The following is a 26420-nucleotide window of genomic DNA, read 5'->3' on the forward strand; positions in this document are numbered from 1 at the left end:
CCGGAATCGGACACCGGAACAGGAGCCTCGGCCGCCCTGGGCCGGGCAACGGCCACCGTGGCCTCGCCCAAACCGTCTCGCAGGGCCCGGGTCAAAGTCTCCAGGGCCCGGGCCGAGTCCCGGCCCTCGGCCTCGAGATGAACCGTATCCCCCTGGGCCAGGGCCATTCCCATGACGGCCACCAGGCTGCGGACATTGGCCTTTTTCTCCCCGGCCACCAGCCGGACGTCGGCCTCGAATCCCTTGGCCAGTCCGGCCAGCGTTGCAGCCGGACGGGCGTGGAGCCCGTCGGGGTTGGGGATGACAATGGGCGCCGAAATCTGGACCCCGCCTTGAATCGACTCGACCCCGCCCGCCAATGCCTTGGCCCTCACCCGCAGAGCCACGTCCCGGCCGGCTGTGACCTCGCCTTGAGCCGGATTAAAAACCGAACCCGGCCCCGCATTGGCCACCACCATCTGAGTCAGCAGACTGGGGGCCTTCCCAGCCACGATCTTGGCATCGAACTCGATCAGAACCGCTCCGGCCGTCACCCGATCCCCTGTCCGGACCCGCGGCGTGAAGCCTTCGCCCCGGAGCTTGACCGTGTCCAGTCCGATGTGCAGGAGCACTTCCAGTCCCGAACCGGTTTTCAGGGTCAGGGCGTGGTGGCTCGGGTGGAGGTTCAGGACCGTGCCGTCGCAGGGGGCCAGAAGATCGTGACTGGAGGGATCGATGGACACCCCATCTCCGGCCAGTTTGCGGGCGAAGACCTCGTCCGGGACTTCCGCCAGAGGGACCATCCGGCCCGACAAGGGGGCCAGGAGAGCGAGATCGGCCCCTGAATCTTTGAGCATTGGGCCTGTTTCCCTTCCGGGTTCAACGGCCTCGCCCCGCAGATACATTTCCATGGATGTTTTCAAATTCTCGGAACGGGGCCCGAAAATGGCCTGCATGTTGAGCCCCACTGCGACCACCTCGGCCGCGCCCAGAGCCTTGAGCCGGGCCTGATCCACCTGTCCGGCATCGGCCACCTCGACCCGCAAACGGGTGATGCAGGCGTCCAGGCTGACGATGTTGTCGGCTCCGCCAAAGGCCCGGACCAGATCCCCGGCCAGGCCTCCCTGACCGGACCCGGCCTGTGACGAGGCTTCTGGAGCATCTTCCCGGCCAGGGGTCTTCAGATTCCAAAGGCTGATCAGGCCCCTGAACGTGACGTAGTAGACCAGGGCCACCACCGGCCCGCAGACCAGGACCAGCCAGGGCTTGGTGTCCAGGGCGGAGAACAGGACGTAGTCGATGAATCCCTGGGAAAAGGTGAACCCGAGTTTGGCCCCCAGGACGCTGAACAGAAACTGGCACCCGGCCGCGAACACGGCGTGGATGCCGTACAGAACCGGGGCCACGAACATGAAGGCGAATTCGATGGGCTCGGTGATGCCGGTCAAAAACGAGGTCAGGGCCCCCGAAACCATGATGCCCCCCACCCGGAACCTGTTCTCGGGCCGGGCCGCGTGCCAGATGGCTATGGCCGCCGCCGGCAGGCCGAACATCTTGAACAGATAGGCCCCGCCCAGGATGCCGGCCGTGGGGTCCCCGGCGAAGAACCGGTTGATATCGCCGTGAACCACCACTCCGGCCGGGGTGGTGTAGGACCCGATCTCGAAAAAGAAGGGCACGTTCCAGATATGATGGAGACCAAAGGGGATGAGGAGTCTCTCCACGAACCCGTAGACCGTGGCCGCCACGGTCGGATTGCCGTAGGCCGCGTACTGAGAAAATTCCTCAATGGCCGTACCGATGAAGGGCCAGATCAGACTGAGGACGAACCCGAGAAGAATGGCCGCGAAGGCAGTGACAATGGGCACGAACCGTTTACCCGCGAAAAACCCCAGATATTGGGGCAGTTCGATGCGGTAGAAGCGGTTGAACATGGAGGCCGCCACGGCCCCGGCCAGGATTCCGCCCAGAACACCGGTGTCCATGGCCTTGATGCCCATGATCTCCTTGGTCATGACCGTCAGGCCCAGGGTCTCGGTCACCAGTGACCATTCCTGATAGAACCCGCCCAAAACGCCCAGGGTGGCCAGCATGACCACGTACCCGACCACCGCAGCCAGGGCGGCCACTCCGTCGTTGTTGGTCAGCCCCAGGGCTACACCTATGGCGAAAATGAGGGGCAGGCTGACAAAAATGGCCCCGCCCGATTCGGCCATGAGCAGGGAAATCTGAGTCGGAATCCAGGAGAAGTGGGCGCTGCCGATGCCAAGCAGAATTCCGGCGATGGGCAGGACCGCCACCGGCAGCATGAGGGCCTTGCCGATCTTTTGCAGAGTCGAGAAGGACGCGGCGAACATGGACATGGTCTTCTCCTATCAGGATTGTCGACGAGGAGGGGGCTCGTTCTCAGCTACATCATCGCTGGCCCTTTCGTCTACACTTCCCTTCGATGGCCGAGCGTTTCCGGCCTTGCCGAGAGGTGGTTCATGCTGGCATGATACCATAAGCCATCGGACAGGAATCAGACCAAGGAGTTCAGATATGCCCCTCATTGAATGGAACGACATCCTCCTCATCGGCAACAAGGAAATCGATTCCCAACACCACCGGCTGGTCGAGTTGGCCAACGAACTCGTTCACACCGCTCGCAAATCCGACAATCCCAAGGATCTGGTCAAACCCATGAAGGCCTTACGCGAATATACCGTCCTGCATTTCGACGCTGAGGAACGCTTCATGAAATCCATCGGCTATCCAGGCCTGAACGACCACACCCTCGAACACACCAATCTCAAGAATCGGGTCAAACTCTATCAGAAGGAATTGTTCGTCGGCATGAAAATTCCCCCGGACGAGGTTCTGGGATTCATGAAGACCTGGCTGCTGAACCACATCCTGGACATGGACATGAAGATCAAGGCCTTTATCAACAGGCCCAAGGAAACGGTTTTGCCGGACACATCCGAAGAAAAAACACCCCCGGCCACCCACTGACCATGTTCTACGCCGCCGTCACCCACCTTTTCGACCCCCTGCACGATGCCTGGTCCTCGGACAGGGTTCGTCGCGGACTGGCCGGGGTTCTGGTTCTGGTCTTTCTCGTGACCCTGGCCCTGGCCGGGGCCAGGTATCTTGAAATCCTGCCGGCCTTCCTGGACCGGTTCGCCCCGAAAAGTCTCTTTGCCGCCGTGGATCTGGCCTTCACCCTGGTTCTGGTCATCGAGGTCGTGGAACTGGTCTTCACCCTGCCTTGCTCCCTGTCCAAGGCCGTGGGCAAGCAGTTCGAGATTCTCTGCCTCATCCTGCTCCGGGCCGCCTTCAAGGAACTCCAGAACTTCCCGGCCCCCATCGCCGTACATGGGATCTCGACCCCTCTGCTCCACATGCTGGCTTGCGCCTTCGGTGCCCTGGCCGTGTTCGGCCTGGTCCTAGTCTTCTTCCGCATCCAGGCCCGAGCCACGTCCCGCCACTCGACCCGGATCACCGGCCTGCGCCTTTACCGACTGGTGGCCATCAAGAAAGCCGTGGCCCTGGTTCTTTTGGCCGCCTTTGTCCTCCTGGGCCTTCGGACCATCCACCATGTCCTGACCGGCCTGCCGGGCACGGACTTCTTTCATTCCTTCTACACGCTCCTCGTTTTCAGTGACGTGCTCATGGTCCTGGTCTGTCACTTCATCTACCCTGATTTCTTGTCCATGTTCCGAAATTCCGGCTACGCCCTGGCCACCCTTCTCATCCGCCTCTCCTTGGCCGCCGATCCTTTTGTGAACGTGGCCCTGGCCTTGGGGGCCGGGGTGTTCGCCGTGGCCCTGGCCGCGGCCTGCTCGTGGCCTCCGCCCAAGGATGACCGAACCGGTCTATTCCCTGCCAAGCGAGCTCCAAAATCATCCAAACCCTCCTCTGATTCCGGAAAAATTCAAACCGAAGGGGCTGACCCGGCCAGAACGTGATTCCAGATAATTTGAATTCAAGAAAGACTGGTCCTTCAAAATTCAGGCAAAAAAAAAGCCCTTACTGCATTTCGCTGTAAGGGCTTTTTTTGCTTTGGAGCCAGGAAAGAGACTTGAACTCTCGACCTGCTGATTACGAATCAGCTGCTCTACCAACTGAGCTATCCTGGCAAACTCTGGAAAGCCTTGTATCCACGGGGCTCCCGGGCGTCAAGCTCGATTTTTCAATCGTTCAAAAATCATCGTTTTTGGGTGAAACAGACCGCACTCTGCGGTCTGTTTGCGAACCGCCCAAACTCCCTCATCGTCTCTATCCTCACCAAGAGATGAGCATCCAGTTCCCCCAGGCCCCCGACGCTTCTCGGTTTTTGACAGGCGGGGACCTGTCCAGCTATTGAAACAAGTTTGGGGCATCGCGCAGTTGTCGCTCGCTACGCCCGGCCGCATAACGCCTTCGGACAACAGGCTCTGCCAATGGGAATTTCGGAAACCATCATGAAAGACAAAAAAATCATCCGCATCGGCCTGGCCGGTTTCGGCACCGTCGGTTCCGGCTTGGCGACCATCATCGCCGAAAACCGGGACTGGATCGCCCACAGGATAGGCAAGGAACTGGTCATTCCCTCCATCCTTGTCCGCGACCTGTGCAAAAAGAGGGACAACATCCCGCATCCTGAAACCGTGTTCACCGACGATCCGCTGGCCTTCGTCGACAATCCGGACATCGACATCTTCGTCGAACTCATCGGCGGAACCACCGTGGCCCGCAATCTCATCTTAAGCGCATTGGACCACGGCCGTCCCGTGGTCACGGCCAACAAGGCCCTTCTGGCCGAGCACGGCGCCGAGCTCTTCATCCGAGCGGCCGAAAAAGGCGTTGGGCTCTACTACGAGGCCTCTGTGGCCGGAGGCATCCCCATCGTCCAGACCCTCAAAGAGAGTCTGGCCGGAAACCGGATTCGGACTCTGACCGGCATTCTGAACGGCACGGCCAACTACATCCTCACCGAAATGACCTCCCGTGGCATCAGCTTTGAGCAGGCCCTGACCCAGTCTCAGGAAAAGGGGTACGCCGAGGCCGATCCGACCCTAGACATCTCAGGAATGGACGCCGCCCACAAGCTCGTCCTGCTCATCCGTCTGGCCCACGGACAGGACTTTCCCCTGTCGAAACTTTCGGTTCAGGGTATAGACCGGGTCCAGGCCGAGGACATCCGCCTGGCCTCGGAATTTGGCTACCGGATCAAACTTCTGGGCCAGGTTCGGGAACGCTCCGGCCATCTTCAGGCCGGGGTCTTTCCAGCCCTTCTTCGCGCCGACCACATGCTGGCCAAGGTCGACGGGCCCTTCAACTCCATCCTGCTGGAAGGCAACGCCGTGGGACCCATCATGCTCTACGGACAGGGCGCGGGGGACCTGCCCACGGGCAGCGCGGTCCTGGCCGACATCATGGCCCTGGCCCGAGACGGGTCTATCCCAAACAACACGGGCTTCGTGGATCCGGTGCTTCCTCCGGTCAAGGTATTGGATCTGGAGCTGACCACCTCCCGTCACTACTTTCGACTGGGTGTCGAGGACAAGCCGGGCGTTCTCTCGGCCGTGGCAGGGGTCATGGCCGACAAGGACATCTCCATCGCCCAGGTCGTCCAGCGCCAAGATCCGGCCCGAAACGATGCCTCAGTGGTCTTCATCACCCATGCGGCCCAGATGCGTCAGGTCGGGCAAGCCCTGGATGAAATCGACCGCATGCCCTTCATCACCCAGCCCAGCGTTCACTACCGGATTCTCTGAGCACCAAGGCAGCACCATGAACCATCCGATTTTCTTTTTGATCGCCGACGGCATGGGAGACAGGCCGGACGTCCCCGGAGGCAGAACCCCGTTAGAGCTGGCCCATACGCCGTGGATGGACAGAATGGCCTGCGAAGGTCTTGTGGGGACCTGTCGAACCGTGCCGAAGAGCATGCCCCCGGGGTCCGACGTGGCCAACATGGCTCTTCTGGGCTACGACCCGGCCCTGCACCACACCGGCCGAGGACCCATCGAGGCCGCCGCCCAGGGACTGACCCCGGGGCCCGACGATCTTGTCTGGCGCCTCAATCTCGTCGATCTGACCGAATTCTCGGCCGCCGGAACCATGCTCGACTACTCGTCCGGACACATCGACAACGCCTTGGGTCGGGAGATCGTTTCCACTCTCCAGGCCGAACTGGGCGACGAGGTCTTTTCCTTCCATCCCGGGGTCCAGTACCGTCATCTTCTGGTGCAGAGAAATGGAGCCCTCGGGCCCATGGCCGGACTAAACATCCGCCCTCCCCACGACATCACGGACCAGGGCATCGAAACGGATTTCTCCGCATACTCCAAGCATTCCGGTCTACTGGACCTTATCCGCCGGGCTAATGTGGTTCTTGCCCGCTGGACAGGACAATGCCGGGCCCGGTCGGTCTGGCCCTGGGGACAGGGCCGGGCCCTGCGTCTGCCGACGTTCAAAGAGCGCACCGGACTGAACGGCGGCGTTGTCTCTGCCGTGGATCTGGTCAAGGGCCTGGGGCGGGCCGCCGGAATGGTCGTTCCCGACATCCCCGGCGCCACCGGATTTCTGGACACGAACTATGCGGCCAAGGTCGAGGCCGCCCTGAATCTGGCCACCGGGCCGGACCGATTCGTCTATGTCCATGTCGAGGCCCCTGACGAGTGCGGGCACATGGGCGATCTGGCCCTCAAAGTCCGGGCCGTCGAGGAATTCGACGCCAACGTGGTCGGGCCCCTGTACCGGGCTCTGGGGCGTGAGGCGGTCTGGGTCGTGACCTGCGACCACCTCACGCCCCTGGCCATCCGGACCCACTCGTCCGAACCGGTCCCATTCTGCTTTTGCGCTCCGGACCTGCCAAAGTCCGCGCCCGCATCCTTCACCGAGCGGTCTGCGGCCCGATCCGGACTCCATATCGATTCGGGACACGAGTTCCTGGATTTCATTCTCCGGAAGATGAGCCGGCCCCATGCCTAGGCCCTCGACATCCTTCCCCACTCCCGAGGCCTGGCTGCTTCATCGTGTCAGCTACGGGGAAACCGACGCCATGGCCGTGGTCTACTACGGCAACTATTTTCACTGGTTCGAGAGGGCCCGAAACCGGTACATCCGCGAGCGGGGCATGAGCTACCGGGACATCGAATCCAGAGGGATCTTCCTGCCCGTGCGCGAGGCAGCCTGTCGATACTTCGCCCCGGCCAGGTACGAGGACCAAGTCTGGGTCAGGGCCGGAATTTCCAAATGGACCAAGGCCAGCATGACCTTCACCTACGAAATCACCGATCACGACCGGGAACGGGTCCTGTCCGCCGGGTCCACCCAGCACGCCTGCGTCGACGGCCAGGGCCGTCCAGTCCGGGTGCCGGACTGGCTGCGGGGCATGTGCGATGACTCTCCTGCCGAACCGACCCCATGATCGACGTCCACACCCACGTCTTCCATCCCAAGATCGCCGCCAAGGTCCTGGACCAGCTCCGAGGTCACTACGACATCACTCCGGTGGGCAGCGGCCTGGCCGAGGATCTAATCAAACGGATGGACCGGGCCGGCGTGGCCATGGCCGTAGTCCATACCGCGGCCACCAGTCCGGACCAGGTTATACCGGCCAACAACTGGGCCCTGAGTCTCAAGTCGGCATACCCGAGACTGATTCCCTTCGGCACGGTTCATCCGGGATTCCATGGCTGGCCAAGCGAACTGGATCGTCTGGAACAGGCCGGAGTCATCGGAATCAAGCTGCATCCCGACTTCCAAGGGTTCTCTCTGGACGATGCGTCCCTGCATCCCATTCTAAAGGAACTCAGGGGCCGGTTTTTGGTCATGGTCCACGTCGGCGATCGCCTGCCTCCAGACAAAAATCCATCCAGTCCCGAAAAACTGGCTCGGCTTCTGGAGCGCTTTCCCGGCCTGACGGTCATCGCCGCACATTTCGGGGGCTATCTCCACTGGGACCAGGTCCCCGAACATCTGGCCGGAAAGGACCTTTACATAGACACCTCCAGCACTCTGGCCTTTGCCTCGGACGCCCAGATCGAGTCCATCATCAACAAGCATCCTCTGGACCGCTTCCTGTTCGGCAGCGACTACCCTCTCTTTGATCCTTCCGACGAACTCGAAGCCCTGGGCCGCCGATGCGCAATGGCCGAAAAAGACCTCAAATGTCTGGCCGGAAATGCCGCCCGGCTCCTCGGCATTTCAAAATCATGACATCAAAGGCACTCTGCGCCCTGGACTACGACGGGGTCATTCTCGATTCCATGGACCGGAATCTCGCGGCCATGCGGGCCGCCTGTCTTCGGATGGGACATAACCGCCTGCCGGGTCCTCGAGACCTCGAAGCACTGGATAATATGGTCTTTGCCGAACTGGCCCGGATCATCGGTGTGCCAGAGAACAACCACCCGGCCCTGAGCGAACTGGTTTTTGAGGAATTGACCGTCAGCACCGTTCCGGCCAGGATTTTCCCAGGCATGGCCGAGGCCCTCACCCGGCTCTCCGAAAGGTTCGCGCTGGCCATCGTCACGGCCAACGAAGCGGACATCGTGGAAGAATATTTGAAGGAATCCGGACTTCGCCATCGCTTCACGCACATCTTGGGAGGGGAATCCGGAGAGGACAAGAGCCAAAAGCTCGTCCGGCTCATGGCCAAAATGGGAACCGACCCCCAACGAACGGTCATGGTCGGGGACGCGGTCAGCGACATCCGCATGGGTCGCCGGGCCGGGGTCAGGACCGTGGCCGTATCCTGGGGATTTCAGAGCGTCGCACGACTGACCGAGGCCCGCCCCGACGCCGTTGTCGAGCGGCCCCCCGATCTACCGCCTCTGCTGGCCGAATGGTTCTGAGCGGAACTACCCCCGCTCCTGCATGGCCTCCAGGATCTTGTTCCTAAGCGTACGTCCCTGGGCAAATTCCGGCTCCATTTCCAGGCTGGTCTCCACCAGTTCCAAAGCCTCCCGATATCGTTCCACGGCGAAATTGACCTTGGCCATGTTGAAGGGCACCAGATGACTGTCCCTGACGAATCCGGGGTTGGCCTGCAATGCCTTCTGGAAGTGCTCCAGGGCCCGGTAGTGGAGTTTTCCCTGGGCGAAGGCCATGGCCACGTTGTAGAACAGACCGGGCGAGGTGGCGTCGTCGGCCAGCAAGAGGGCCTTTTCAAAACATTTGATGGACTCCTCCCACTTGCCCTCCTTGCGGAGGGTCAGGCCCAGCTCGTTCAGCATCCAGAGATCGTCCGCACCGAGGCTGCTTGACCTGTCCTTGGCGTTGATGGCCTGCTTCATGTACTTGATGCCCATTTCCGGACACTTTTCCTTGACCCTGGAACTGATGTCCATCAAGGTCTCGCTGACCATGTCCTCGGCCATTCTCCTGACAGCCTTGGCCGCACCGTCGAAAAAGAGCTCCGCCTCGTCGATTTTCTCCTGGTCCAGACAAATCTCCCCGATATTGATCTTCCGCTCAAAGTTATTGGGCGAGAGCCGGTCCAGAATCTTCAAAAACCTCAGTCGCTTTTCGTTCTCGCCGGTCACCGCGTACAGTTCCACGAGTTTTTTCAGGGGCTCCAAGCGCATTCCCGACAGCCGAGATGCCTCAACATAGCACTCCTCGGCCCGGGCGTGCTCGCCCATGGCCAGGTGCACATCCCCGGCGATGATGCACACCGTTGGATTGTCCGATCGTTCGGCCATGAGCGCCCGAGCCATGGGCGAGCATTCCTCGAACCGACACTCGCGGAGCATCCGCTTGCACTCCCGGATCTTCTTGTTGAATTCGTTGTCCGGCTGAAGGGTCAAGGCCATCTTCTGGATGAGCTTGGTCTGGGAAACAGGCTTGACGATGACCGAATCCGCTCCCAATTCCCGCATGTGGGCAATGACCCCGGCGTCGTCGTCCTTGGTCAGCCCGATGATGTTGCATTGCTCGAAGAAGCTTTCCCGAAGCATGGTCAAAAACTGAAAATTGCTTCGGCCCCCGATTTTCGACTCGACCAGCACCAGGACATGCCCGTGACGGACGAGCAAATTTCCGACCGTGCGCAGGGCCGAGCTGTCGGCCCTTGAAATGACGTGCACCGCGCCGCTCTCGGGCTCCAGGGGCTTGAGGACGGACCGAAGATTCTTGTAAAAGGTCTTGTCCTCGGTGGCGATCAACACGCACCCGTTCAGCACCTTGAAATAATGGACCAGTATTTTTTCGTAGATAGTGACCATCGCCTTTCCCCTCCCTTCCGGCGTTCCAGGCCGTCCCACCGATTCCGTTTCAACGTTTGCGGTCTTTCTTACACGACCTCGTCGGTCACATCGTCCACCAGGCCGTGGAACTCCCTGACTTGCCCGTCCTCGCTTCGCACCAGCCAGGTCAGATCCCGGACCGTTCGGACCGAACCCGACCGGGTCACGATCCGATAGGACTGTCGATAGTGGTCCACCAGTGGATCGGCGACAAAGCCGTCGATCTCCCGGCGAATCCTGCCCAGATCATCGGCATGGACCATCTGGGCGTACTTGATCCTGCCTTCGGTGAAATCCTCGGGGCTGTATCCGAACCGGTGAATCCCCTTGGAGACGAACGATACGGGCCAGCCCGGCCCCGGCTCCCAGAAGAAGAGGACTGCCGGGGAAAGGTCCATGATCCGCTCCAGCTCGGCCCGGCGGCACATGATGCGGACAATGGAGTCCTCGGCCCGTTTCAAATCGGTGACGTCCTCGTAGACGACCATGACCCGGCTCTGCGGGAGACGTACCAGCTGTTTCTGAAGCCATCCGGCCACCCGGCCCTGACGGAACAGAAACGCCGAGGTTCTGGCCGATTCCCCGGTTATGAACACCCTTTGCAGGGTAGCCAACAGATCCGCTCCGAGGTCCGTCCCGAAATCTCCGACCCGGACGCCGAGCATGGCCGAGGCGTTCTCGCCCTCGGCCTCGACCGCCCTGGGACTCAGATAAACCAGGGTAAAGTCCATGCCCTGGTCTTCGGCCTGGTAAACGGCCAACCCGTAGGGAAAGGCCTCTATCATTGCCCGACAGTCGACTTCCATGGTCGTGGATTTGGCCCGGAAATCATGGTCGGGGCCATCGTGACTCTTCATGTGTCCTCTCCTGTTCTTGGGTCGATCACCCGTGATCCGGACCAAAACCGAATGGTCTCCGGATCGTCGAAATCCCCCACGGCAGCGGCCAGTCGCCTTCTGAACCGCCGACGGTCCACCTCCCCGCCTCCCAGCCTGACCATATGTTCGGTTTTCTGTTGGCAATCCACGAAGTCGATGCGGGCGGCGAAGTGCCGGACAAAGGTCGCCAGGGCCGCCTTGGAGGATTCGGGACGAAGGTGAAACATGGACTCGCCGAAAAAGGCCCGGCCCAGGGCCACTCCGTAAAATCCTCCGGCCAGGCCCTCGTCGTCCCAGGCCTCCACGGACACGGCCAGCCCCAGGCCGTGTAACTTCTCGTAAGCCTCGATCATCTCCGGCACCAGCCAGACCCCGTCGCTCCCGGGTCTGGAAACCCCGGCGCAGAACCGGATGACCCGGCCGAAGGCCTCATTCATGGTGACCCTGAACCGCCGGCCGTTCAGGACTCGCCTCAGACTCCTTGGTATGTGAAGATCGTCGGGAAAAAGGACCAGTCTGGGATCCGGGCTCCACCACAGGATCGGGTCGCTCGGGCCATAACAGGGAAAGACGCCGGCAAGATAGGCCGCCAAAAGCCGGCCTGGAGACAGGTCTCCGCCCACGGCCAGGAGCCCGCAAGGGTCGGCCAACTCTGGATCGGGGAAAAAGGGCACCTCGGGCAATCTGAATACGGGCATCGTTACATCCCGACCGGGAGGACTCGACCCAAAAAAGGACCCGCCTCGTGGCGGGTCCGGTCAATCCGTTCAGCCGATTTCCAGGCGCGGCCCCTGCTTCTTGGTGTAGCGCAGGACCGCGCGTCCGCCCTTGGCCAGCGCCCCGAACAGGATCTCGTCCGTCAACCTGTCCTTGACCTCTTTCTGGATGACCCGGCCCAGGGGACGGGCCCCGTAGTCCGGATCATGTCCGATCTCGGCCAGCCAGCTCCTGGCCCTGGGTGTCAGGGACACCGACACCCGGCGTTCCCGAAGCTGGTCGTTGACCTCGCCCATGAACTTATCAACGACCTGTTCCATGATCTCCGGGGTTAGGGCCTTGAAGGGAATCGTCCCATCAAGGCGATTGCGGAACTCAGGGCTGAAGAGTTTCTCAACGGCCTTGATGCCCTTGTCGGTCTTGTCGTCGGAAGACTCCCTGCCGAATCCCAGGGATCTGGACGACATTTCCCTGGCCCCAGCGTTGGAGGTCATAAGCAGGATGACGTGGCGAAAATCCGCCTTACGGCCGGTGTTGTCCGTCAGGGTGGCGTGATCCATGACCTGGAGCAGGATATTGAAGAGATCCGGATGGGCCTTTTCGATCTCATCCAAAAGAAGGACCGAATAGGGCTGACGCCGGACCGCATCGGTCAAAAGACCGCCCTGCTCGAAGCCCACGTAGCCGGGAGGGGCTCCGATCAGCCGGGCCACGGCGTGCTTTTCCATGTACTCGCTCATGTCAAATCGAATGAAGTCCACTCCCATGCAGGCCGCCAACTGTCTGGCCGCCTCGGTCTTGCCCACCCCCGTCGGCCCGACCAGCAGGAAGGAGCCTGCCGGCCGACCGGGCTCCTTGAGGCCGGCCCGGGACCGCTTCACGGCCTGGACGAGCATGTCCACGGCCGGGTCCTGTCCAAAGACCACGGACTTCATGTCCAAATTCAGAGTCGCCAACCGGTCGCGGTCCGAGGAAGACACGTTCCTGGAGGGAATGCGGGCCATCCGGGCCACCACTTCTTCCACGTCGCGACGGGTCACGGACATCTTTTTCTTCCCCGAGAGCCGGAACACCGCCCCGGCTTCGTCCATAACGTCGATGGCCTTGTCCGGAAGGTACCGATCTTTGAGATGCCTGGCGGCCAGCTCCACAGCGGCCTGTATGGCCGAAGGCCGGTAGGAGATCCCGTGGAAGGCCTCGTAGTGGGGCTTCAGGCCGGTCAAAATGGCCACGCTCTCGCTCTCCGAGGGCTCTAGGACCTCGACCTTCTGAAACCTTCTCGACAACGCCCGATCCTTTTCAAAGTGATTCTTGTACTCCTCGAAGGTCGTGGACCCGATGCACCGGATCTCTCCGGCTCCCAGCACAGGCTTCAGAATGTTGGAAGCATCCATGGTTCCGCTCGAGGTGGCCCCGGCCCCGACAATGGTGTGAATCTCGTCGATAACCAGGATGGCCCGCTCGATCTTCTTCAATTCCCCGATGACCCCCTTCAAGCGGGACTCGAAATCCCCCCGGTACTTGGTTCCGGCCAGCAGGGCGCCCATGTCCAAGGCATGGATGAAGGTATCGGCGAAGGTTTCGGGAACCTCGTTTCGGGCCACCTTCAGGGCCAGCCCCTCGGCCAGGGCCGTTTTGCCGACCCCGGGATCACCCACGAACACGGGATTGTTCTTCCTCCTCCTGGCCAGAATCTGGAGTGTTCGCCGCAGCTCGGGCTCCCGCCCGATCAACGGGTCGATATGCCCGTCCCGGGCCTTCTTGATCAGATCCACGGTGAACCGCTCCAAAAAACCGGGCTGCTGACCGTCCGGCGCTTCCGCCGGACAACACCCCTCTCCGGCCTCGTGGGAAATGTATTCCAAAACCCGCAGACGGGTCAGGCCCATGTCGCTCAGAAAATATACGGCAAAGGAATCTTCCTCCTCAAACATAGCCGCAAGGAAGTCCCCAATGCCCACTTGGCGTTTGCCGGCCGACTGGACGTGCATGATGGCCCGCTGCATGACCCGCTGCACCCCCACGGTCTGGATGATTTCGTTGTTCTTCCCAGGAAGGACTTCCAGGTGATCGATGAAGAACCGCTCCAGTTTGTTGCGGAGATCGTTCAGCGCAATCCCGCAGCCCAGGAGAAGGCGTTGCCCTTCCCGATCCTTCAGGAACCCGTACAGCAAATGCTCCAGGGACAGATATTCGTGTTGCCGAACCTTCACCTCCCGAACTCCGAAGGCGATGATTCGTTCCAATTCCTTGCTCAACATCACACTTCCTCCATGGTGCACAAGAGGGGGAATCCGCGGCCCTTGGCCATCCTTCGAACCTGGGCCACCCTGGTTTCGGCCACCTCGGCCGTGTATATCCCGCACACCCCGATGCCCTTGCTGTGAATGGCCATCATAATGGTTTCGGCCTCGGCCGGGGTCTTGTGAAACACCTTGTTCAACACTTCGACCACGAAATCCATGGTCGTATAGTCGTCGTTGTGCATGAGGACCTTGTACCGTCTCGGCTCCCTGACCTGTTGATCGACGATTTCCTCCAGGGCCGGGTCGCCCCCGGCCAAATGACGCTCAGAGGCCACGATCCATCCTCCCGGTTTTTGAATCCCCTAGGAGTCCGATCATTCCCCGGCCGCCCCGCCCTCGAACGCATCGGCCCAGACGTTCAGAATTTCGGCGACCTGTCTGGCTTGGCGAACTGAAGAGATATTGAACTTGGACTGGGGCATGTACCGGCCGTTTCTCTTCTGATAGCGGACGACCCGGAACTTGACCTCGCTCAAGGCCCCGCTCCGGTCGATATCCTGGTAGGCGAAGACGATGGTCGTCCATGCCCCCCTGGTCAGCACCTCCTTGCGAAGCTGTTTGACCCGCTGGGAGCCGTCCTCGTCCGTCCAGTCGATGGTGATTTCGTCGATGGTTTCGGCCATGTGTTTGTTTCCTCCCGGTGTTGCGGCCGTCCATCACGGGCCCGGCCATAGGAAACATTGAATAACCTCTGGCCCGGTCGAGTCAATAGCCGCATATCGGACCCCGGCCCGAAATGGCCTGTGTTTTGGGTTGAAAAGGCCGAGCTCCGAGGATAGGGTGCCTCGGGTCGTCCTCGCAAATCCAGAGGCATCTAACCGAAATTCCATGAGCCAATACATCCTGCATCTCCTTGTTCTCGGCGGCATCTACGTCATTCTGGCCGCCAGTCTGAACCTGACCGTCGGCCTTTCCGGCCAGGTTTCCCTGGGACACGGGGCCTTTTTTGGCATCGGGGCCTACGCCTCGGCTCTCATGTCCATGCAGGCTCCGGCCCTGCCGTTCTCGGTCCTGATCCTTTTCTCAGGACTGACGGCCATGGTCGCTGCCCTGGTCATTAGTCCCCCGGCCCTCAAGCTCCGGGACGAATACCTGGCCGTGGTCACTCTGGGTCTGGGGATTATCTTTGAACTGTGGCTGAAGAACTGCGATTTCACCGGTGGACCGGACGGGCTCTACGGACTGTCAAATTTCGGGCTGTCCACGCCCGAACTGGCCATCCGGATCTGGGCCGTGGCCGCCCTCTGTCTGATTCTTACCTGGCGGATGTCCACGGGCATGTTCGGCACCAACTTGACGGCCGTCAAGGAAAACGAGGGCACGGCAAGGGCAATGGGCATATCGCCGTTTCCGCTCAAGGCCCTCTGCTTCGCCGCCTCGGCCCTGTTCGCGGGCATGGCCGGCTCTCTCTACGCCCACTACATAACCTTTATCAGTCCCGGGGCTTTTGGGCTCCATACCTCCATTCTCCTTCTGTGCATGGTCGTCCTCGGCGGGATGGGCACCGTGTTCGGCCCCGTGGTCGGAGCCGTGGTCCTGTTCCTCCTCCCGGAATTTCTTCAGGAATTCGCCGATTTCCAGGATCTCGTCTATGGACTGCTCCTCGTCTTGACCCTCATCTTCCGCCCCCAGGGCATCCTGGGCCGGACCGGAACGACTCCGGGTTTTTCCGGCCGCCTTCTGGCCCTTCTTCGAATCCGCCGTTTACCGGAGCGCGGATGCTGAAGGTCCGCAGTCTCCAGACATTCTATGGACGGGTCCACATACTCAAGGCCCTGTCCGTCCATGTTGGGCAGGGCGAGATCGTGGCTGTCATCGGAGCCAATGGAGCCGGGAAGACTACCCTGCTTCGGTCCCTGGCCGGTCTGGTCCGCCCCTCGTCCGGGGCGATGGAGTTCAAGGGCGAGGACATGACCCGCCTCAGTCCCGAGGGACGCCTGAAAAGGGGTCTGGCCCTCTGCCCCGAGGGCCGACGGCTTTTTCGGGCCATGAGCGTCAAGGACAACCTCATCCTCGGGGCCTATTCCCGGTCGGACCGGGATGGCATCCGCCGCGATCTGGACCGATTTCGAAACCGGTTCCCCATCCTCTCCGGCCTCTGGCACCGACCTGCAGGCAGCCTGTCCGGTGGCGAGCAGCAGATGGTGGCCCTGTGCCGGGCCCTCATGTCCAAGCCGACCATGCTCCTTCTGGACGAGCCCTCCCTTGGTCTTTCCCCGCTTTTATCCAAGGACATCCTCAAGGCCATCGTAGCCATGAACCGTGAGGAGGACCTCGGGGTCCTTATCGTCGAACAAAACGCCAGGGCCGCCCTGCGCATCGCTGACCGAGCCTATGTTTTGGAGACCGGCCGGGTCGTCTTGGAGGGAAGTGGCAGCGACCTCCTCGATCATCAGGACGTCCGGCGGGCCTATCTGGGCAAGGGCTACAAGGAGATCTGGGAGCGATGAACCCCGCCATGGAAATCGACGGCCTGACCAAGGCCTTCGGAGGCGTCCTGGCCGTCCGCGAGGTCGGCTTCAACGTGGAGGACAAGTCCATCACCGGGCTCATCGGCCCCAACGGGGCGGGCAAGACCACACTTTTCAACCTGATCACCGGAACCCTGCCCCCCACGTCGGGACGAATTCGATTCTTCGGCCACGAAGTCACCCAGCGGCCGTCCTATGAACGCAGCCGCATGGGCATGATGCGAACCTTTCAGAATTTGAGTCTGTATCCCGATCTGACCTGCCTGGAAAATGTCTGCGTAGGGGCCAACGCCTGGTATCGTCCCGGGATCTGGTCGTTGATGCGTCCAGCCTGTCCCCGTGAGCGGGAGATCAAAGCCGAGGCCCGGGCCAACATGGCCCTGGTCGGTCTGACCGGCCGGGAGGCCGATTCCCCAGGTGCCCTGTCTTACGGAGACCAACGACGGCTGGAAATCGCTCGAGCACTGACCGGCCATCCAAGGCTCCTTCTACTGGACGAACCCGCCGCTGGTCTGAACAACCAGGAGTCTCAAGAATTGGCGGCCCTGTTCGAACGCATCAGAACCGAACTGGGTCTGGGCATTCTGATCATCGAACACGACATGGACGTACTCATGGCCATCTCGGACCGGGTTCTGGTCCTGGTCGAGGGGGGCCTGGTCATGCACGACACCCCGGAAGCGGTCCAGCAGGACCCCCGGGTCATTGAGGCCTATCTCGGTCGAGAGGAGGATTTCGGAGATCTCGACGTCTGACGGGAGGGACACTCGTCTTCAGTACCAACAGAAATCGCGACCGTCGCCGGCCTGGGCCACGAGCCGCGGACACAAGGAGCGAACCGTCATGTCTCAGCATATAATCATTATCGGGGCCGTGGCCCTTGGACCCAAGGCTGCCTGCCGCCTCAAACGTCTCCAACCCTCGGCACGGGTGACCATGGTCGACCGGGCCTCGGTCATTTCCTATGGAGGCTGCGGCATTCCATACCTCATCTCCGGCGACGTGCCCGATCCGTCCCAGCTTCAGCGCACCGCCTTCCACGCCGTGCGTGATCCCGAGTTCTTCCGCACGGCCAAGGGCGTGGACGTCCTGACCGAAACCGACTGTCTGGCCATCGACCGGGCCAACAAGGCCGTGACCCTGAAGCCCAAGAATGGAGAACCCTATGTCCTGAACTACGACCAGCTCGTCCTGGGCACCGGAAGCAGGCCGATTCCCATGCCCCTGCCGGGCAGAGAACTGCCCGGATGTTTCACCGTCCATAGCATGGAAGCCGCCACGGAGATTCACACCCTGGTCACAGCCGGAGGCATCAACCGGGCGATCATCGTCGGGGCCGGGTGCATCGGGCTCGAGATGGCCGAAGCCCTGTCGGACATGTGGGGCATCGAGACCTCGGTCATCGAGTTGTCGGACCAGGTGCTTCCCGGCATCATCAGCGGCGACATGTCCAGGATGGTCGAGCATCATCTTATCAAGAAGGACATCGACCTGTTCCTATCCGAACGGGTCACGGCCATCGAAGGCGAAAACGGCTCAGTGGCCCGGGTGGTCACCGAGAATAGAACCCTTGACGCCGATCTGGTCATCCTGGCCGTGGGCGTTGTCCCCAACGGCGAACTTGCCCGACAGGCCGGTTTGGCCGTGTCCGGCCGAGGGGCCATCATCGTCGACAAGACCATGCGGACCTCGGACCCGAACATCTTTGCCGGGGGAGACAGCGTCTGCGTCGAGAACTTGGTCACCGGCACCCGGGACAGCTTCGCCCTGGGATCCCTGGCCAACCGTCAGGGCCGTGTCATCGGCTCCAATCTGGCCGGAGGCCGGGAAACGTTCCCCGGAGCCGTGGGCACTCTGGCCCTCAAGATATTCGACCACGCCGTGGCCGGAGCAGGCCTGTCCATCGACGCCGCTCGGCGCCACGGCTTCAATGCCTTCAGCGCCCAGGTCATCCAATTCGACCACGCCCACTTCTATCCGGACAAGACCCTCATGGCCCTGGAACTGGTCGTCGAGGAAAAAACCGGCCGGGTTCTCGGCATCCAAGGCATGAGCGAGAACGGCGAAGGCCTGCTGGCCCGAATCAACGCCGTGGCCGCCATTCTGCCGAATAAACCCGTGGTCCAGGACATCTGCTGTCTGGAGCTGGCCTATTCCCCGCCCTTTTCAGCGGCCATGGATGTCCTAAATAACCTGGGCAACGTGGCCGAAAACATCCTGAACGGCCGCAATCGGGTCATTGGGCAGAGCGAGTTCCAACGGCTCTGGGCCGATCGTGAGGAAGGACGGTGCTTCTTCCTGGACTGCCGGGACCCGGAAAACGTGGCCTCCATCCGTACATCGCATCCGGAACACTGGAACAACATACCGGCCGAAATCCTCCAGGACCACACCGACGAACTGCCCAGGGACAAGACCCTGGTGCTGGTCTGCAATACCGGAGCCAGATCCTACGAGGCCCAGCGCAAGCTCGATGCCGTCGGCCTGACCGCCTCCCTGAGCCTTCAGGGCGGCATGGGCATGCTCAACCGCTGGGGTCTCAACCTGGCCGACCAGGAATGAACCGACAGGAGGGACCGATGCCCGTCAGCGCCCGGGTCGCAAAACAGATGACCCGCTCCGATCTCGAGCAAGTGCAGCTCGAACGTCTTCAGGCCACCCTGAACCGAATTCGCAAGCATGTGGCCTTTTACGGCCGAATGTTCAACGAGCACGGTTTTGACCCGGACCGCTTTGACACCCTGGCCGATCTGGGCCGGATACCATTCACCACCGAGGCCGATCTCATCTCGGCCTATCCCTACGGGATGTTCTGCCGTCCCCTGCGGGAAGTCATCCGCGTCCACAGCACCACCGGCCGAGGGGAAAAGCCCATCGTCGTCGGCTCCACCGAGCAGGACCTCAAGAGCGGGGCCAGGCTGCTGGCCAGGATCATGGCCAGCTACGGCCTGGGCGGCGAAGACGTCTTCCAGATCACCCTCAACTACGGCCTCGGCACCTGGGCCTTCGGCTTTCACGACGCGGCCCGGGAACTCGGAGCATCGACAATCCCGACCTCCGTCGGCAAATCCGAACGGCAGGTCCGAACCATGCGCGACTTCGGAACCTCCTGCCTGGTGGCCACCCCGGGCTATGCCCTGACCCTTTTGGGCACCATGGAGCGCATGGGGCTGACTCCTTCGGAGCTGCGCCTCAAGACCCTGCTTCTGACCGGAGAACCCTGGCCCGAAGGTCTCCGGGAGCGGCTTGAAGACGGATTTCAGGCCCGGGCCTTCGACATCTACGGTCTGAGCGCCGTTTCCGGCCCGGGCATAGCCGCCCAATGCCCCGAGTCTTTGGCCCTGCACGTCCAGGAGGACATGTTCCTGGCCGAAATCGTCGATCCGGACTCGGGCAGGGCCATGCCACCTGGCGAGTGGGGCGAGTTGGTTCTGACCACCCTGGCCAAGGAGGCTCTGCCCCTGCTCCGATATCGGACCGGCGACCGGGCCCGGTTCCTGCCCGATCCATGCCCCTCGGGACACGTCTTCCGCTGTCTGGACCGCATCGACGGCCGGGTTGACGACATGTTCATCGTCAAGGGCATCAACATCGCCCCGGAACGGATCGACAGCCTGCTCTCCGGAACCCTGGGCGGACCAGTGACCTGGGAGGCCGAGATCGAGGGATTCGGCCCGGGCCAGGCACTCATCCTGCGGATCGGCATCAACGATAGTCTCTTCTTCGATCAGATGAAGCGCCAGCGCGATCTTGTCGACCGCCTGCGCCACGACTTCTCCCAATGGCTCGGGGTCACCCCGGTCCTTCGTCTCGTGGAGCCCGCCAGTCTTCAGAACCCGTTCTCACCCCGAAAGGAACGGAATCCATGACCTCCGAAGACCAAAATCTTTCGGACAATCTCGCCCGGACCGGCCTGTCCCGCTACGAGGAAATTTTTCTTCGGGCCCCGGTGGGCATCTTCCAGACCACCCCGAACGGCCGCTTCAAGGACATGAATCCCCGCTTCGCCAAAATCTTCGGATGGCCGTCCGTCGAGGCCATGTACGAAGACGTCACCGACATTCGCACCCAGCTCCATGCCGAAGAATCGACCTTTGACGCCTTTGGGGCCGAACTCGACACGCACGGTCGGGTCGACGACTACCGTCTACCCATGCTCCGTCGGGACGGAACCCGATTCTGGGCCTCGGTGACCGCTATCCAGGTCACCGACGACCAGGGCCGGTTCATGGGCACCGACGGCTTTCTCATGGACTGCACGGAACAGGTCGCTCTGGAAGAGGCCCTTCAGGAGAACGAGGCCAACTTTCGGGTCCTGACCAACAGTACCTCCTGCGCCATCTTCATCCTCCAGGACGGATTCTGCCGATACATGAACCCATCAGGGGCCGCCCTATGCGGACGCACCCTGACCGACCTCTCCCGAAAACCCTTCTCCCGAATCTTCTCCGAAGATAACCTCTCCCGGTACGAGGAATTTCTGGGCAACATCCAAAATCTTGGCGGCCTGGAGACCGGACGGCCCTTGGAGCTTCCGGTCCGCCGCCCCGACGGTGAAGATCGCTGGATGGAGACCCGGATTCGCCCCATTCTCTTCAACGGTGAGCCGAGCCTTTTGGTCACGGCCTTCGACATCACCGACCGCAAGGAGGACGAACGAGTCTCCATGACCCTGTTTCGAATCTCCAACGCCGTCTCGGTCACCAGGGACATCCAGGATCTGTACGCCTTCATCTTCAAGATCCTCCAGGAGATGACCTCCGCCCCGAATTTCTTCATCGGGCTGGTGGATGAAGAAAACGATCGAATTGTCTTCCCCTTCTACCACGACGAACGCGACGAATACATCAACATCGAGAACATCAGCGATCCCAACACCAAGAGTCTGGTCCTCCATGTCCTCAGGACCAGTAAAACCCTCTGGGCCACCCGGGACGAGATCGGCCAGCTCTTGCAGGACGGTGTTTTGGACGTCATCGGCTCCTTTCCTGCCGTTTGGGTCGGAGTGCCCCTGAACATCAAGGGCAAGATCCTGGGCGTCCTGGCCGTGCAGGACTATGAGAACCCGAATCGGTTCAAAAAGCGCGACGTGGACCTCATCGTCTCCATCTCCGAACAGATCGGGATGGCCATAGAGCGCAAGATATACGAGGACCAATTGACCCACATGGCCCTCCACGACGAGCTGACCGGACTGCCCAACCGGGCACTGTTCCTGGAGCGCCTCGACCGGGCCCTGGCCAGGGCCAAGCGCCGCGGCGACTATCTCTTCTCCGTGATCATGCTCGACTTGGATCGCTTCAAGACAATCAACGACGGGCACGGACACATGGTCGGAGACATGCTCCTGCGCGAAATAGGCCAAAGGTTGCCGGCCGTTCTCCGGAACATGGACACCATGGCCCGGCTGGGAGGCGACGAATTCGCCATCCTGCTGGAGGAACTCAGGTCGCCCCGCGAGACAATCCTTGTGGTCAAGCGAATCCGTCAAATGATGGCCAGACCCTTGACCATTGACGGCCAGCCCCTCCACACCAGCGCCAGCATCGGCATCGTTCTGGAGACCGAGGGCTACGAGCGGGCCGAGGACCTTCTGCGGGACGCCGACATCGCCATGTACCAAGCCAAGGATCTGGGCAGGGACAGGTTCCGGGTCTTCAATCGACGCATGCACGACCGGGCCGTGGAGCTCATGACCCTGGAGGCCATGCTCCGTGACGCCCTGCGCACGAACGAGATCCACGCCGCATTCCAGCCCATTTTGTCCTCATCGGGCACGCGCCTGGACGGCTTCGAGGCCCTGGCCCGCTGGACCCATGCGGAAAAAGGCCCCATCCCGCCCTCCGAGTTCATTCCCGTGGCTGAGGAGAGCGGCCTGATCATCCCTCTGGGCGAGAGCATCCTTCGCCAGGCCTGCTCGGACATGTCCCGATGGATAGAGATATTTCCCGCCCTGGGCGGAGCCTACGTGTCCGTTAACCTTTCCCCGGTCCAGCTCAACATGGCCAACTTCTCTGACCGCCTCCAGCGGATCCTTGAGGAGTCCGGCCTGCCTCCGGCCAATCTAAAGCTCGAGATCACCGAAACGGCCCTCATGGCCAACCCCGACGTGGGCCTGGCCACTCTGAAACTCTTCCACGGCCTGGGAATCCGGTTGTCCATCGACGACTTTGGAACCGGGTATTCGTCCCTGTCCTACCTCCAGCGATTTCCGGTCCGGACCATCAAGATCGACCGGTCCTTCGTCGAGGGCCTGGGTCTGGAAGCGGAGAATTACGAAATTGTCCGGGCCATCGTGGCCCTGTCCCACAGCCTGAACATGGACGTAGTGGCCGAAGGGGTCGAGAAGCGCCGGCAGCTCGATATCCTAGACTCCCTTGCCTGCGAAAGCGTCCAGGGCTTCCTTTTCGCCCGCCCCATGGGCCGGTTCGAGACCGAAGTCTATCTGCGAAACCTGCTCGGAATCAGCGACGAAAATTGACGGGAACGGGCTCGTTTGCCCTCAATAGCCTGCATCAAATTTTTCGGCGAAAAAAACACGGCCCTGTCCGGCATCAACCGGACAGGGCCTTTTCAGTATTGATCGGGATACTTCAATGCAAGTGACCGAACGCGACCATTCGCATTCGACATCCTTAATCGAACCGCGATCTACTTTCCCACGGCCGGAATCATCAATCCCGCGAAATAGCTTTTCCCGGTCTTCTTGTTGGTGAACAAAGCAAACCCTGTCGTTGCCAATGATGTGGTGATGTCCACGCTTCCTATTCCGTACGAACCGAAATCGGACAAAGGATAGATGGCACTGGTCATAGCGCTCAACGTATACGTCTCGGAGCCCATGCTGGCTCCGGAATCGTCACGCTTCGTCAAGGTAACCGTGGAAGCGAATGTCGAGTTCGGGTTGATCATATAAATGGACGTGTCCCATTGTTTGTCCTGACCGAAATGGGGCAGTACCATGTTCTTGGATACCGAATCCGAAGGAACGAAATCCATGTCACCCATATATGTGGCGGTGTCATCGGTGAACAAGGCCACACCTCTGAGCTCTTGGGTCGATTCGACCTTAATCCATCCTCTGGCCGCCTTAATGTAAGACGTCCTGGCAATAAACGAATTATGGCCACGAGGATCTATGGACACGGTATTCGTCCCTATGGCCGCCCCGGACTGGGCGTAGTACCTTGCCGTGACATTGGCCGTTGCCGACGTGCTCAGATTCCGCAAACCGAGGCCTGTCCAGGCACCCGAGGTGTTCTCAATGAGATACGGAATGTAATAGGTATAGCTGGCTGTAGGAGTCTGCCCCCAAGTGATATCCAAATATTGGAAAAAAAGACTAGCGTATTTTACTCCGTCATCACCTTCATAATGATAAAGGTTGTAATTCATATCGATCGGAACACGAAACAGACCATTTGGCCTTCCGCTATTTGACCCCCATGAATTCAACATGATCCAAGATGTTTCATCGTATCCGACACACAGAACTGCATGCCCTCCGAAACCCCCGTCTTCAGATTGACCATTAGTAAAATCAAAACTAAATGGTGTACTTTCTCCGTCCGCACCCCAAAAATTATAAAATTGAGTCCAGTTTGATTCTTTTGGCAAAAAAAATGCGAACCAAACAGCCTTGTTCTGATTCAATATACTTTTAATGTTGGCAATAGCTTGGGCTTGAGATATGTTATGAGTTGTAATCGCTTGCCGTTCAAAAGATGTTATCGGATAATTTGGACTTGTCCCGATTGATGCGCATGAAACATTGCAATTTCCATCACCATTCTGCCAATAAGCATTTGTGTTACTCCATGGGATTATATATCCTTTTGAAGTATAAAATGTTGCCAAATCAGCCAACCATCCTCCTTGACAACACGTTTTCGCAGTGTTGCACGCCGATATGTACTGGACGGACAATCGATCCTTGACTCCTTTCTGAACATTCAGATCAATAGCCGCTGCTCCGGTCCCGGCCCAGGCCCAGCAATTGCCGCATTGGCCTTGATTGTGCTCTGACGGTGTGTACTGAAGGTAGGACAATAGGTTCAGGGAACTTTCAAACCCATTGGCGAAAGAGGATTCAAGGGCCATTGGGGCATGAGGCGCAAACTCATGATCCGCGGCGAACTCCCGAAATTCTTCGCGAGTAAATCGCATAATTCCAAACGATTCATCCTCGGCCCATGCATGCATGGACGTACCCAGCATCGACAGAGCCAACAGCAACAGCAGAAAAATTTTTTTGCACCTCATAGCGTTTCCTCCATGTCCTCCTTGGACTGGTATATGTCGGCGGAAAAACCGCCAAACTTTAACAACCACCGGCGAAAACAAAAAGCCTCAGGGAAAACGGAACATGACCGGAGTACATGTCCCAGATTGAATGACATCCATTACACAAGGGACTTCGGCCCCAGGTTGCAGGTTGTGTTCCTCCAGATAGCGCTTGTTCGGGGATCGGAAGTCCGGGGTCTGCAGATCGAAAATTTTTCCGGTTGGATCGGCAAATGGCTCCTGGACGGGTTCATGCGACTGGAAACGAAATCTGACCTCGAATGAATCCGGGGCCGAGGCATGTTCTCGAATATCGACGATCACCGCCGTGCCTTCGTAGGTCCGGTACGAGCATCTTCCTCCGACCATCCTGTCCGTTGCGCCTTGATTCTTCACCGATGTTTCGCCTCCGGGAGATGGGGCCATGGCCAAAACCTGAGCATGAGCCAATACTGCCACAGTCACGATGAAAATGAAATTTCTGATTGATTTCATACTGGGATGGAGCCATAAGAAATCGGCCATGTCAAGAACAAAACAAAAAGGCCGGAGACTTTCGTCATCCGGCCTAAACTTCAAAAAGACCTTGGAACAAAATGAAGTGCCACCCTCGACGATGTTTTCAGATGCTCAGACTTAACTCCAAAGTGCCTGAATCTTGGTCAGCATGGAGGCTTCGGCCAAAACCGACGAGGAACGCAGCGACGAATACGATTGCGACAGTTCCGACTGCCCTGGGGAAAACCTCTCCTCGACCGATTGAATCCAGGGTTCGGGTGACAGGCCCCCTTGACCGCCGATCGCCATGCCTTCTTCTCCGGATTGCACCCAAGGCTCAGGCGACAGGCCTCCTTGGCCGCCAACAATGACCCGCCCCTCGGCCGATTGAATCCAAGGTTCAGGAGACAGCCCCCCTTGGCCGCCGATGCCCTTTTGATCTTCGGCTGGCTGGACCCATGGTTCCGGACTCAGTCCACCCTGACCGCCGATCGCCATGTCTTCTTCTCCAGATCGCACCCAAGGCTCAGGCGACAGGCCTCCTTGGCCGCCAACAAGGACGCGCCCCTCGGCCGATTGAATCCAGGACTCAGGCGACAGGCCTCCTTGGCCGCCGATGCCCTTTTGACCTTCGGCGGACTGGACCCATGGCTCGGGGTTCAGGCCATCGTCTCCCCCAACCTCGTTTGCTTCCAATATATTTCTAAAATCAAAGAGTCTTCTGTCCGAACTCTCCTGCATCCTGCCATACCCAATGCCCGACCCACGCTCATTATTCTGCGTCGCATGCATCATTCCCACATATCCAGTTTCCATGGTCCAACCTCCTGAAAAATTTTCCTCTCGCCGAAGATTTAGCAAGGTTCGGGCCAAGCATCGATCCGGGCTAAGCGGTGGCCGGTCCGATCCGGACCGACCAGCCACGAAGGCCTTTTCAACTCCGGCGGGATGATGTAGCGGATCGGTCGTTGCAAACAATCTTTCCCGTGGGGGTGACATGTACCAGAAACCATCCGTTTCGTCCTTTGGATTGTTGCTCATGTCCCTGGTCCTGGCCGGGGGCTTGGT

The 26420-nt window shown here is 60.2% G+C and carries 22 protein-coding genes, 1 tRNA gene and 1 pseudogene; 14 read left to right on the forward strand and 10 right to left on the reverse strand.

Annotation, left to right across the window (positions count from 1 at the left end; translation table 11 throughout):
* The coding region (locus EOM25_04765) for a PTS glucose transporter subunit IIBC (protein ID NCC24503.1) at positions 1-2342 on the reverse strand (2342 nt) is incomplete at its 3' end.
* Here EOM25_04765 and EOM25_04770 point away from each other — a divergent pair.
* Positions 2242-2973, forward strand: a complete 732-nt coding sequence (locus tag EOM25_04770) for a hypothetical protein (GenBank protein ID NCC24504.1) — start codon at positions 2242-2244, stop codon at positions 2971-2973. The two genes, EOM25_04765 and EOM25_04770, sit on opposite strands and share 101 nt — an antisense overlap.
* 2 nt (positions 2974-2975) lie before the next feature.
* Positions 2976-3791 (forward strand): annotated as a pseudogene (locus EOM25_04775) (hypothetical protein).
* Between the two features lie 233 nt (positions 3792-4024).
* Here EOM25_04775 and EOM25_04780 read toward each other — a convergent pair.
* Positions 4025-4100 (reverse strand) — tRNA-Thr (locus EOM25_04780).
* A 324-nt stretch (positions 4101-4424) separates the two neighbouring features.
* On the opposite strand from EOM25_04780, the gene EOM25_04785 reads away from it, so the two are divergent.
* Genes EOM25_04785 through EOM25_04805 form a run of 5 tightly spaced genes read left to right on the forward strand, consistent with a single transcriptional unit; the run spans position 4425 to position 8807 of the window.
* Positions 4425-5720 (forward strand): homoserine dehydrogenase, encoded by a 1296-nt coding sequence (locus EOM25_04785; protein ID NCC24505.1) that lies wholly within the window; start codon positions 4425-4427, stop codon positions 5718-5720.
* A gap of 16 nt (positions 5721-5736) precedes the next feature.
* Complete coding sequence (gene apgM / locus EOM25_04790) at positions 5737-6939, forward strand: 2,3-bisphosphoglycerate-independent phosphoglycerate mutase (GenBank protein ID NCC24506.1); 1203 nt, start codon at positions 5737-5739, stop codon at positions 6937-6939.
* A complete protein-coding gene (locus EOM25_04795; protein NCC24507.1) occupies positions 6932-7378 on the forward strand; it encodes an acyl-CoA thioesterase in 447 nt (148 codons plus the stop codon). Before apgM ends, EOM25_04795 begins: the two co-directional genes overlap by 8 nt.
* Positions 7375-8169 carry an amidohydrolase gene (locus EOM25_04800; protein NCC24508.1) on the forward strand — a complete coding sequence of 265 codons (795 nt, stop codon included), beginning with the start codon at positions 7375-7377 and terminating at the stop codon, positions 8167-8169. Before EOM25_04795 ends, EOM25_04800 begins: the two co-directional genes overlap by 4 nt.
* The gene (locus EOM25_04805; protein NCC24509.1) at positions 8094-8807 is read left to right on the forward strand and encodes an HAD family hydrolase; all 714 of its coding nucleotides are present in this window, start codon (positions 8094-8096) and stop codon (positions 8805-8807) included. The genes EOM25_04800 and EOM25_04805 overlap by 76 nt, the downstream gene beginning before the upstream one ends.
* Before the next feature lie 6 nt (positions 8808-8813).
* Here the strand turns inward: EOM25_04805 and EOM25_04810 are convergent, their stop codons facing one another.
* From EOM25_04810 to EOM25_04835, 6 genes are all read right to left on the reverse strand, one after another.
* Positions 8814-10178, reverse strand: a complete 1365-nt coding sequence (locus tag EOM25_04810; GenBank protein ID NCC24510.1) for a tetratricopeptide repeat protein — start codon at positions 10176-10178, stop codon at positions 8814-8816.
* A 68-nt stretch (positions 10179-10246) separates the two neighbouring features.
* Positions 10247-11056 carry a hypothetical protein gene (locus EOM25_04815; protein NCC24511.1) on the reverse strand — a complete coding sequence of 270 codons (810 nt, stop codon included), beginning with the start codon at positions 11054-11056 and terminating at the stop codon, positions 10247-10249.
* Entirely contained in the window at positions 11053-11775 is a 723-nt protein-coding gene (locus tag EOM25_04820) for a leucyl/phenylalanyl-tRNA--protein transferase (GenBank protein ID NCC24512.1), read from the reverse strand. Before EOM25_04820 ends, EOM25_04815 begins: the two co-directional genes overlap by 4 nt.
* Before the next feature lie 69 nt (positions 11776-11844).
* On the reverse strand, positions 11845-14055 hold the full coding sequence (gene clpA / locus EOM25_04825; protein ID NCC24513.1) for an ATP-dependent Clp protease ATP-binding subunit ClpA: 2211 nt from the start codon (positions 14053-14055) through the stop codon (positions 11845-11847).
* Positions 14055-14282 carry an ATP-dependent Clp protease adaptor ClpS gene (locus tag EOM25_04830; GenBank protein NCC24514.1) on the reverse strand — a complete coding sequence of 76 codons (228 nt, stop codon included), beginning with the start codon at positions 14280-14282 and terminating at the stop codon, positions 14055-14057. The genes clpA and EOM25_04830 overlap by 1 nt, the downstream gene beginning before the upstream one ends.
* 132 nt (positions 14283-14414) lie before the next feature.
* Positions 14415-14723, reverse strand: a complete 309-nt coding sequence (locus tag EOM25_04835; protein NCC24515.1) for a hypothetical protein — start codon at positions 14721-14723, stop codon at positions 14415-14417.
* A gap of 205 nt (positions 14724-14928) precedes the next feature.
* On the opposite strand from EOM25_04835, the gene EOM25_04840 reads away from it, so the two are divergent.
* From EOM25_04840 to EOM25_04865, 6 genes are all read left to right on the forward strand, one after another.
* Entirely contained in the window at positions 14929-15825 is an 897-nt protein-coding gene (locus EOM25_04840) for a branched-chain amino acid ABC transporter permease (GenBank protein NCC24516.1), read from the forward strand.
* Positions 15819-16550 carry an ABC transporter ATP-binding protein gene (locus tag EOM25_04845; GenBank protein ID NCC24517.1) on the forward strand — a complete coding sequence of 244 codons (732 nt, stop codon included), beginning with the start codon at positions 15819-15821 and terminating at the stop codon, positions 16548-16550. Before EOM25_04840 ends, EOM25_04845 begins: the two co-directional genes overlap by 7 nt.
* Before the next feature lie 8 nt (positions 16551-16558).
* On the forward strand, positions 16559-17326 hold the full coding sequence (locus tag EOM25_04850; protein ID NCC24518.1) for an ABC transporter ATP-binding protein: 768 nt from the start codon (positions 16559-16561) through the stop codon (positions 17324-17326).
* Positions 17327-17414: 88 nt separating this feature from the next.
* Entirely contained in the window at positions 17415-19133 is a 1719-nt protein-coding gene (locus EOM25_04855) for a pyridine nucleotide-disulfide oxidoreductase (GenBank protein NCC24519.1), read from the forward strand.
* Positions 19130-20440, forward strand: a complete 1311-nt coding sequence (locus EOM25_04860) for a phenylacetate--CoA ligase family protein (protein NCC24520.1) — start codon at positions 19130-19132, stop codon at positions 20438-20440. The genes EOM25_04855 and EOM25_04860 overlap by 4 nt, the downstream gene beginning before the upstream one ends.
* Positions 20353-23052, forward strand: a complete 2700-nt coding sequence (locus EOM25_04865; protein ID NCC24521.1) for an EAL domain-containing protein — start codon at positions 20353-20355, stop codon at positions 23050-23052. Before EOM25_04860 ends, EOM25_04865 begins: the two co-directional genes overlap by 88 nt.
* A 170-nt stretch (positions 23053-23222) precedes the next feature.
* Here the strand turns inward: EOM25_04865 and EOM25_04870 are convergent, their stop codons facing one another.
* Positions 23223-24833, reverse strand: a complete 1611-nt coding sequence (locus EOM25_04870; GenBank protein NCC24522.1) for a hypothetical protein — start codon at positions 24831-24833, stop codon at positions 23223-23225.
* Between the two features lie 87 nt (positions 24834-24920).
* Positions 24921-25250 carry a hypothetical protein gene (locus EOM25_04875; protein ID NCC24523.1) on the reverse strand — a complete coding sequence of 110 codons (330 nt, stop codon included), beginning with the start codon at positions 25248-25250 and terminating at the stop codon, positions 24921-24923.
* 519 nt (positions 25251-25769) lie between these two features.
* Here EOM25_04875 and EOM25_04880 point away from each other — a divergent pair.
* Complete coding sequence (locus tag EOM25_04880) at positions 25770-26183, forward strand: hypothetical protein (protein NCC24524.1); 414 nt, start codon at positions 25770-25772, stop codon at positions 26181-26183.
* Positions 26184-26420 lie beyond the last annotated feature (237 nt).

It is taken from the genome of Deltaproteobacteria bacterium (genome assembly GCA_009929795.1).
Taxonomy (GTDB): Bacteria; Desulfobacterota; Desulfovibrionia; order Desulfovibrionales; family Desulfomicrobiaceae; genus RZZR01.

Bases quoted from the DNA above. Each gene is read 5' to 3' on its own strand.
- EOM25_04840 (NCC24516.1), top strand. From the start codon at position 14,929: ATGAGCCAATACATCCTGCATCTCCTTGTTCTCGGCGGCATCTACGTC.
- EOM25_04865 (NCC24521.1), top strand. From the start codon at position 20,353: ATGGCTCGGGGTCACCCCGGTCCTTCGTCTCGTGGAGCCCGCCAGTCT.
- EOM25_04830 (NCC24514.1), bottom strand. From the start codon at position 14,282: ATGCACAACGACGACTATACGACCATGGATTTCGTGGTCGAAGTGTTG.
- EOM25_04815 (NCC24511.1), bottom strand. From the start codon at position 11,056: ATGAAGAGTCACGATGGCCCCGACCATGATTTCCGGGCCAAATCCACG.
- clpA (NCC24513.1), bottom strand. From the start codon at position 14,055: ATGTTGAGCAAGGAATTGGAACGAATCATCGCCTTCGGAGTTCGGGAG.
- EOM25_04810 (NCC24510.1), bottom strand. From the start codon at position 10,178: ATGGTCACTATCTACGAAAAAATACTGGTCCATTATTTCAAGGTGCTG.
- EOM25_04785 (NCC24505.1), top strand. From the start codon at position 4,425: ATGAAAGACAAAAAAATCATCCGCATCGGCCTGGCCGGTTTCGGCACC.
- EOM25_04800 (NCC24508.1), top strand. From the start codon at position 7,375: ATGATCGACGTCCACACCCACGTCTTCCATCCCAAGATCGCCGCCAAG.
- EOM25_04805 (NCC24509.1), top strand. From the start codon at position 8,094: ATGCGCAATGGCCGAAAAAGACCTCAAATGTCTGGCCGGAAATGCCGC.
- EOM25_04820 (NCC24512.1), bottom strand. From the start codon at position 11,775: ATGCCCGTATTCAGATTGCCCGAGGTGCCCTTTTTCCCCGATCCAGAG.
- EOM25_04860 (NCC24520.1), top strand. From the start codon at position 19,130: ATGAACCGACAGGAGGGACCGATGCCCGTCAGCGCCCGGGTCGCAAAA.
- apgM (NCC24506.1), top strand. From the start codon at position 5,737: ATGAACCATCCGATTTTCTTTTTGATCGCCGACGGCATGGGAGACAGG.
- EOM25_04770 (NCC24504.1), top strand. From the start codon at position 2,242: ATGCCAAGCAGAATTCCGGCGATGGGCAGGACCGCCACCGGCAGCATG.
- EOM25_04850 (NCC24518.1), top strand. From the start codon at position 16,559: ATGGAAATCGACGGCCTGACCAAGGCCTTCGGAGGCGTCCTGGCCGTC.
- EOM25_04870 (NCC24522.1), bottom strand. From the start codon at position 24,833: ATGAGGTGCAAAAAAATTTTTCTGCTGTTGCTGTTGGCTCTGTCGATG.
- EOM25_04855 (NCC24519.1), top strand. From the start codon at position 17,415: ATGTCTCAGCATATAATCATTATCGGGGCCGTGGCCCTTGGACCCAAG.
- EOM25_04835 (NCC24515.1), bottom strand. From the start codon at position 14,723: ATGGCCGAAACCATCGACGAAATCACCATCGACTGGACGGACGAGGAC.
- EOM25_04795 (NCC24507.1), top strand. From the start codon at position 6,932: ATGCCTAGGCCCTCGACATCCTTCCCCACTCCCGAGGCCTGGCTGCTT.
- EOM25_04845 (NCC24517.1), top strand. From the start codon at position 15,819: ATGCTGAAGGTCCGCAGTCTCCAGACATTCTATGGACGGGTCCACATA.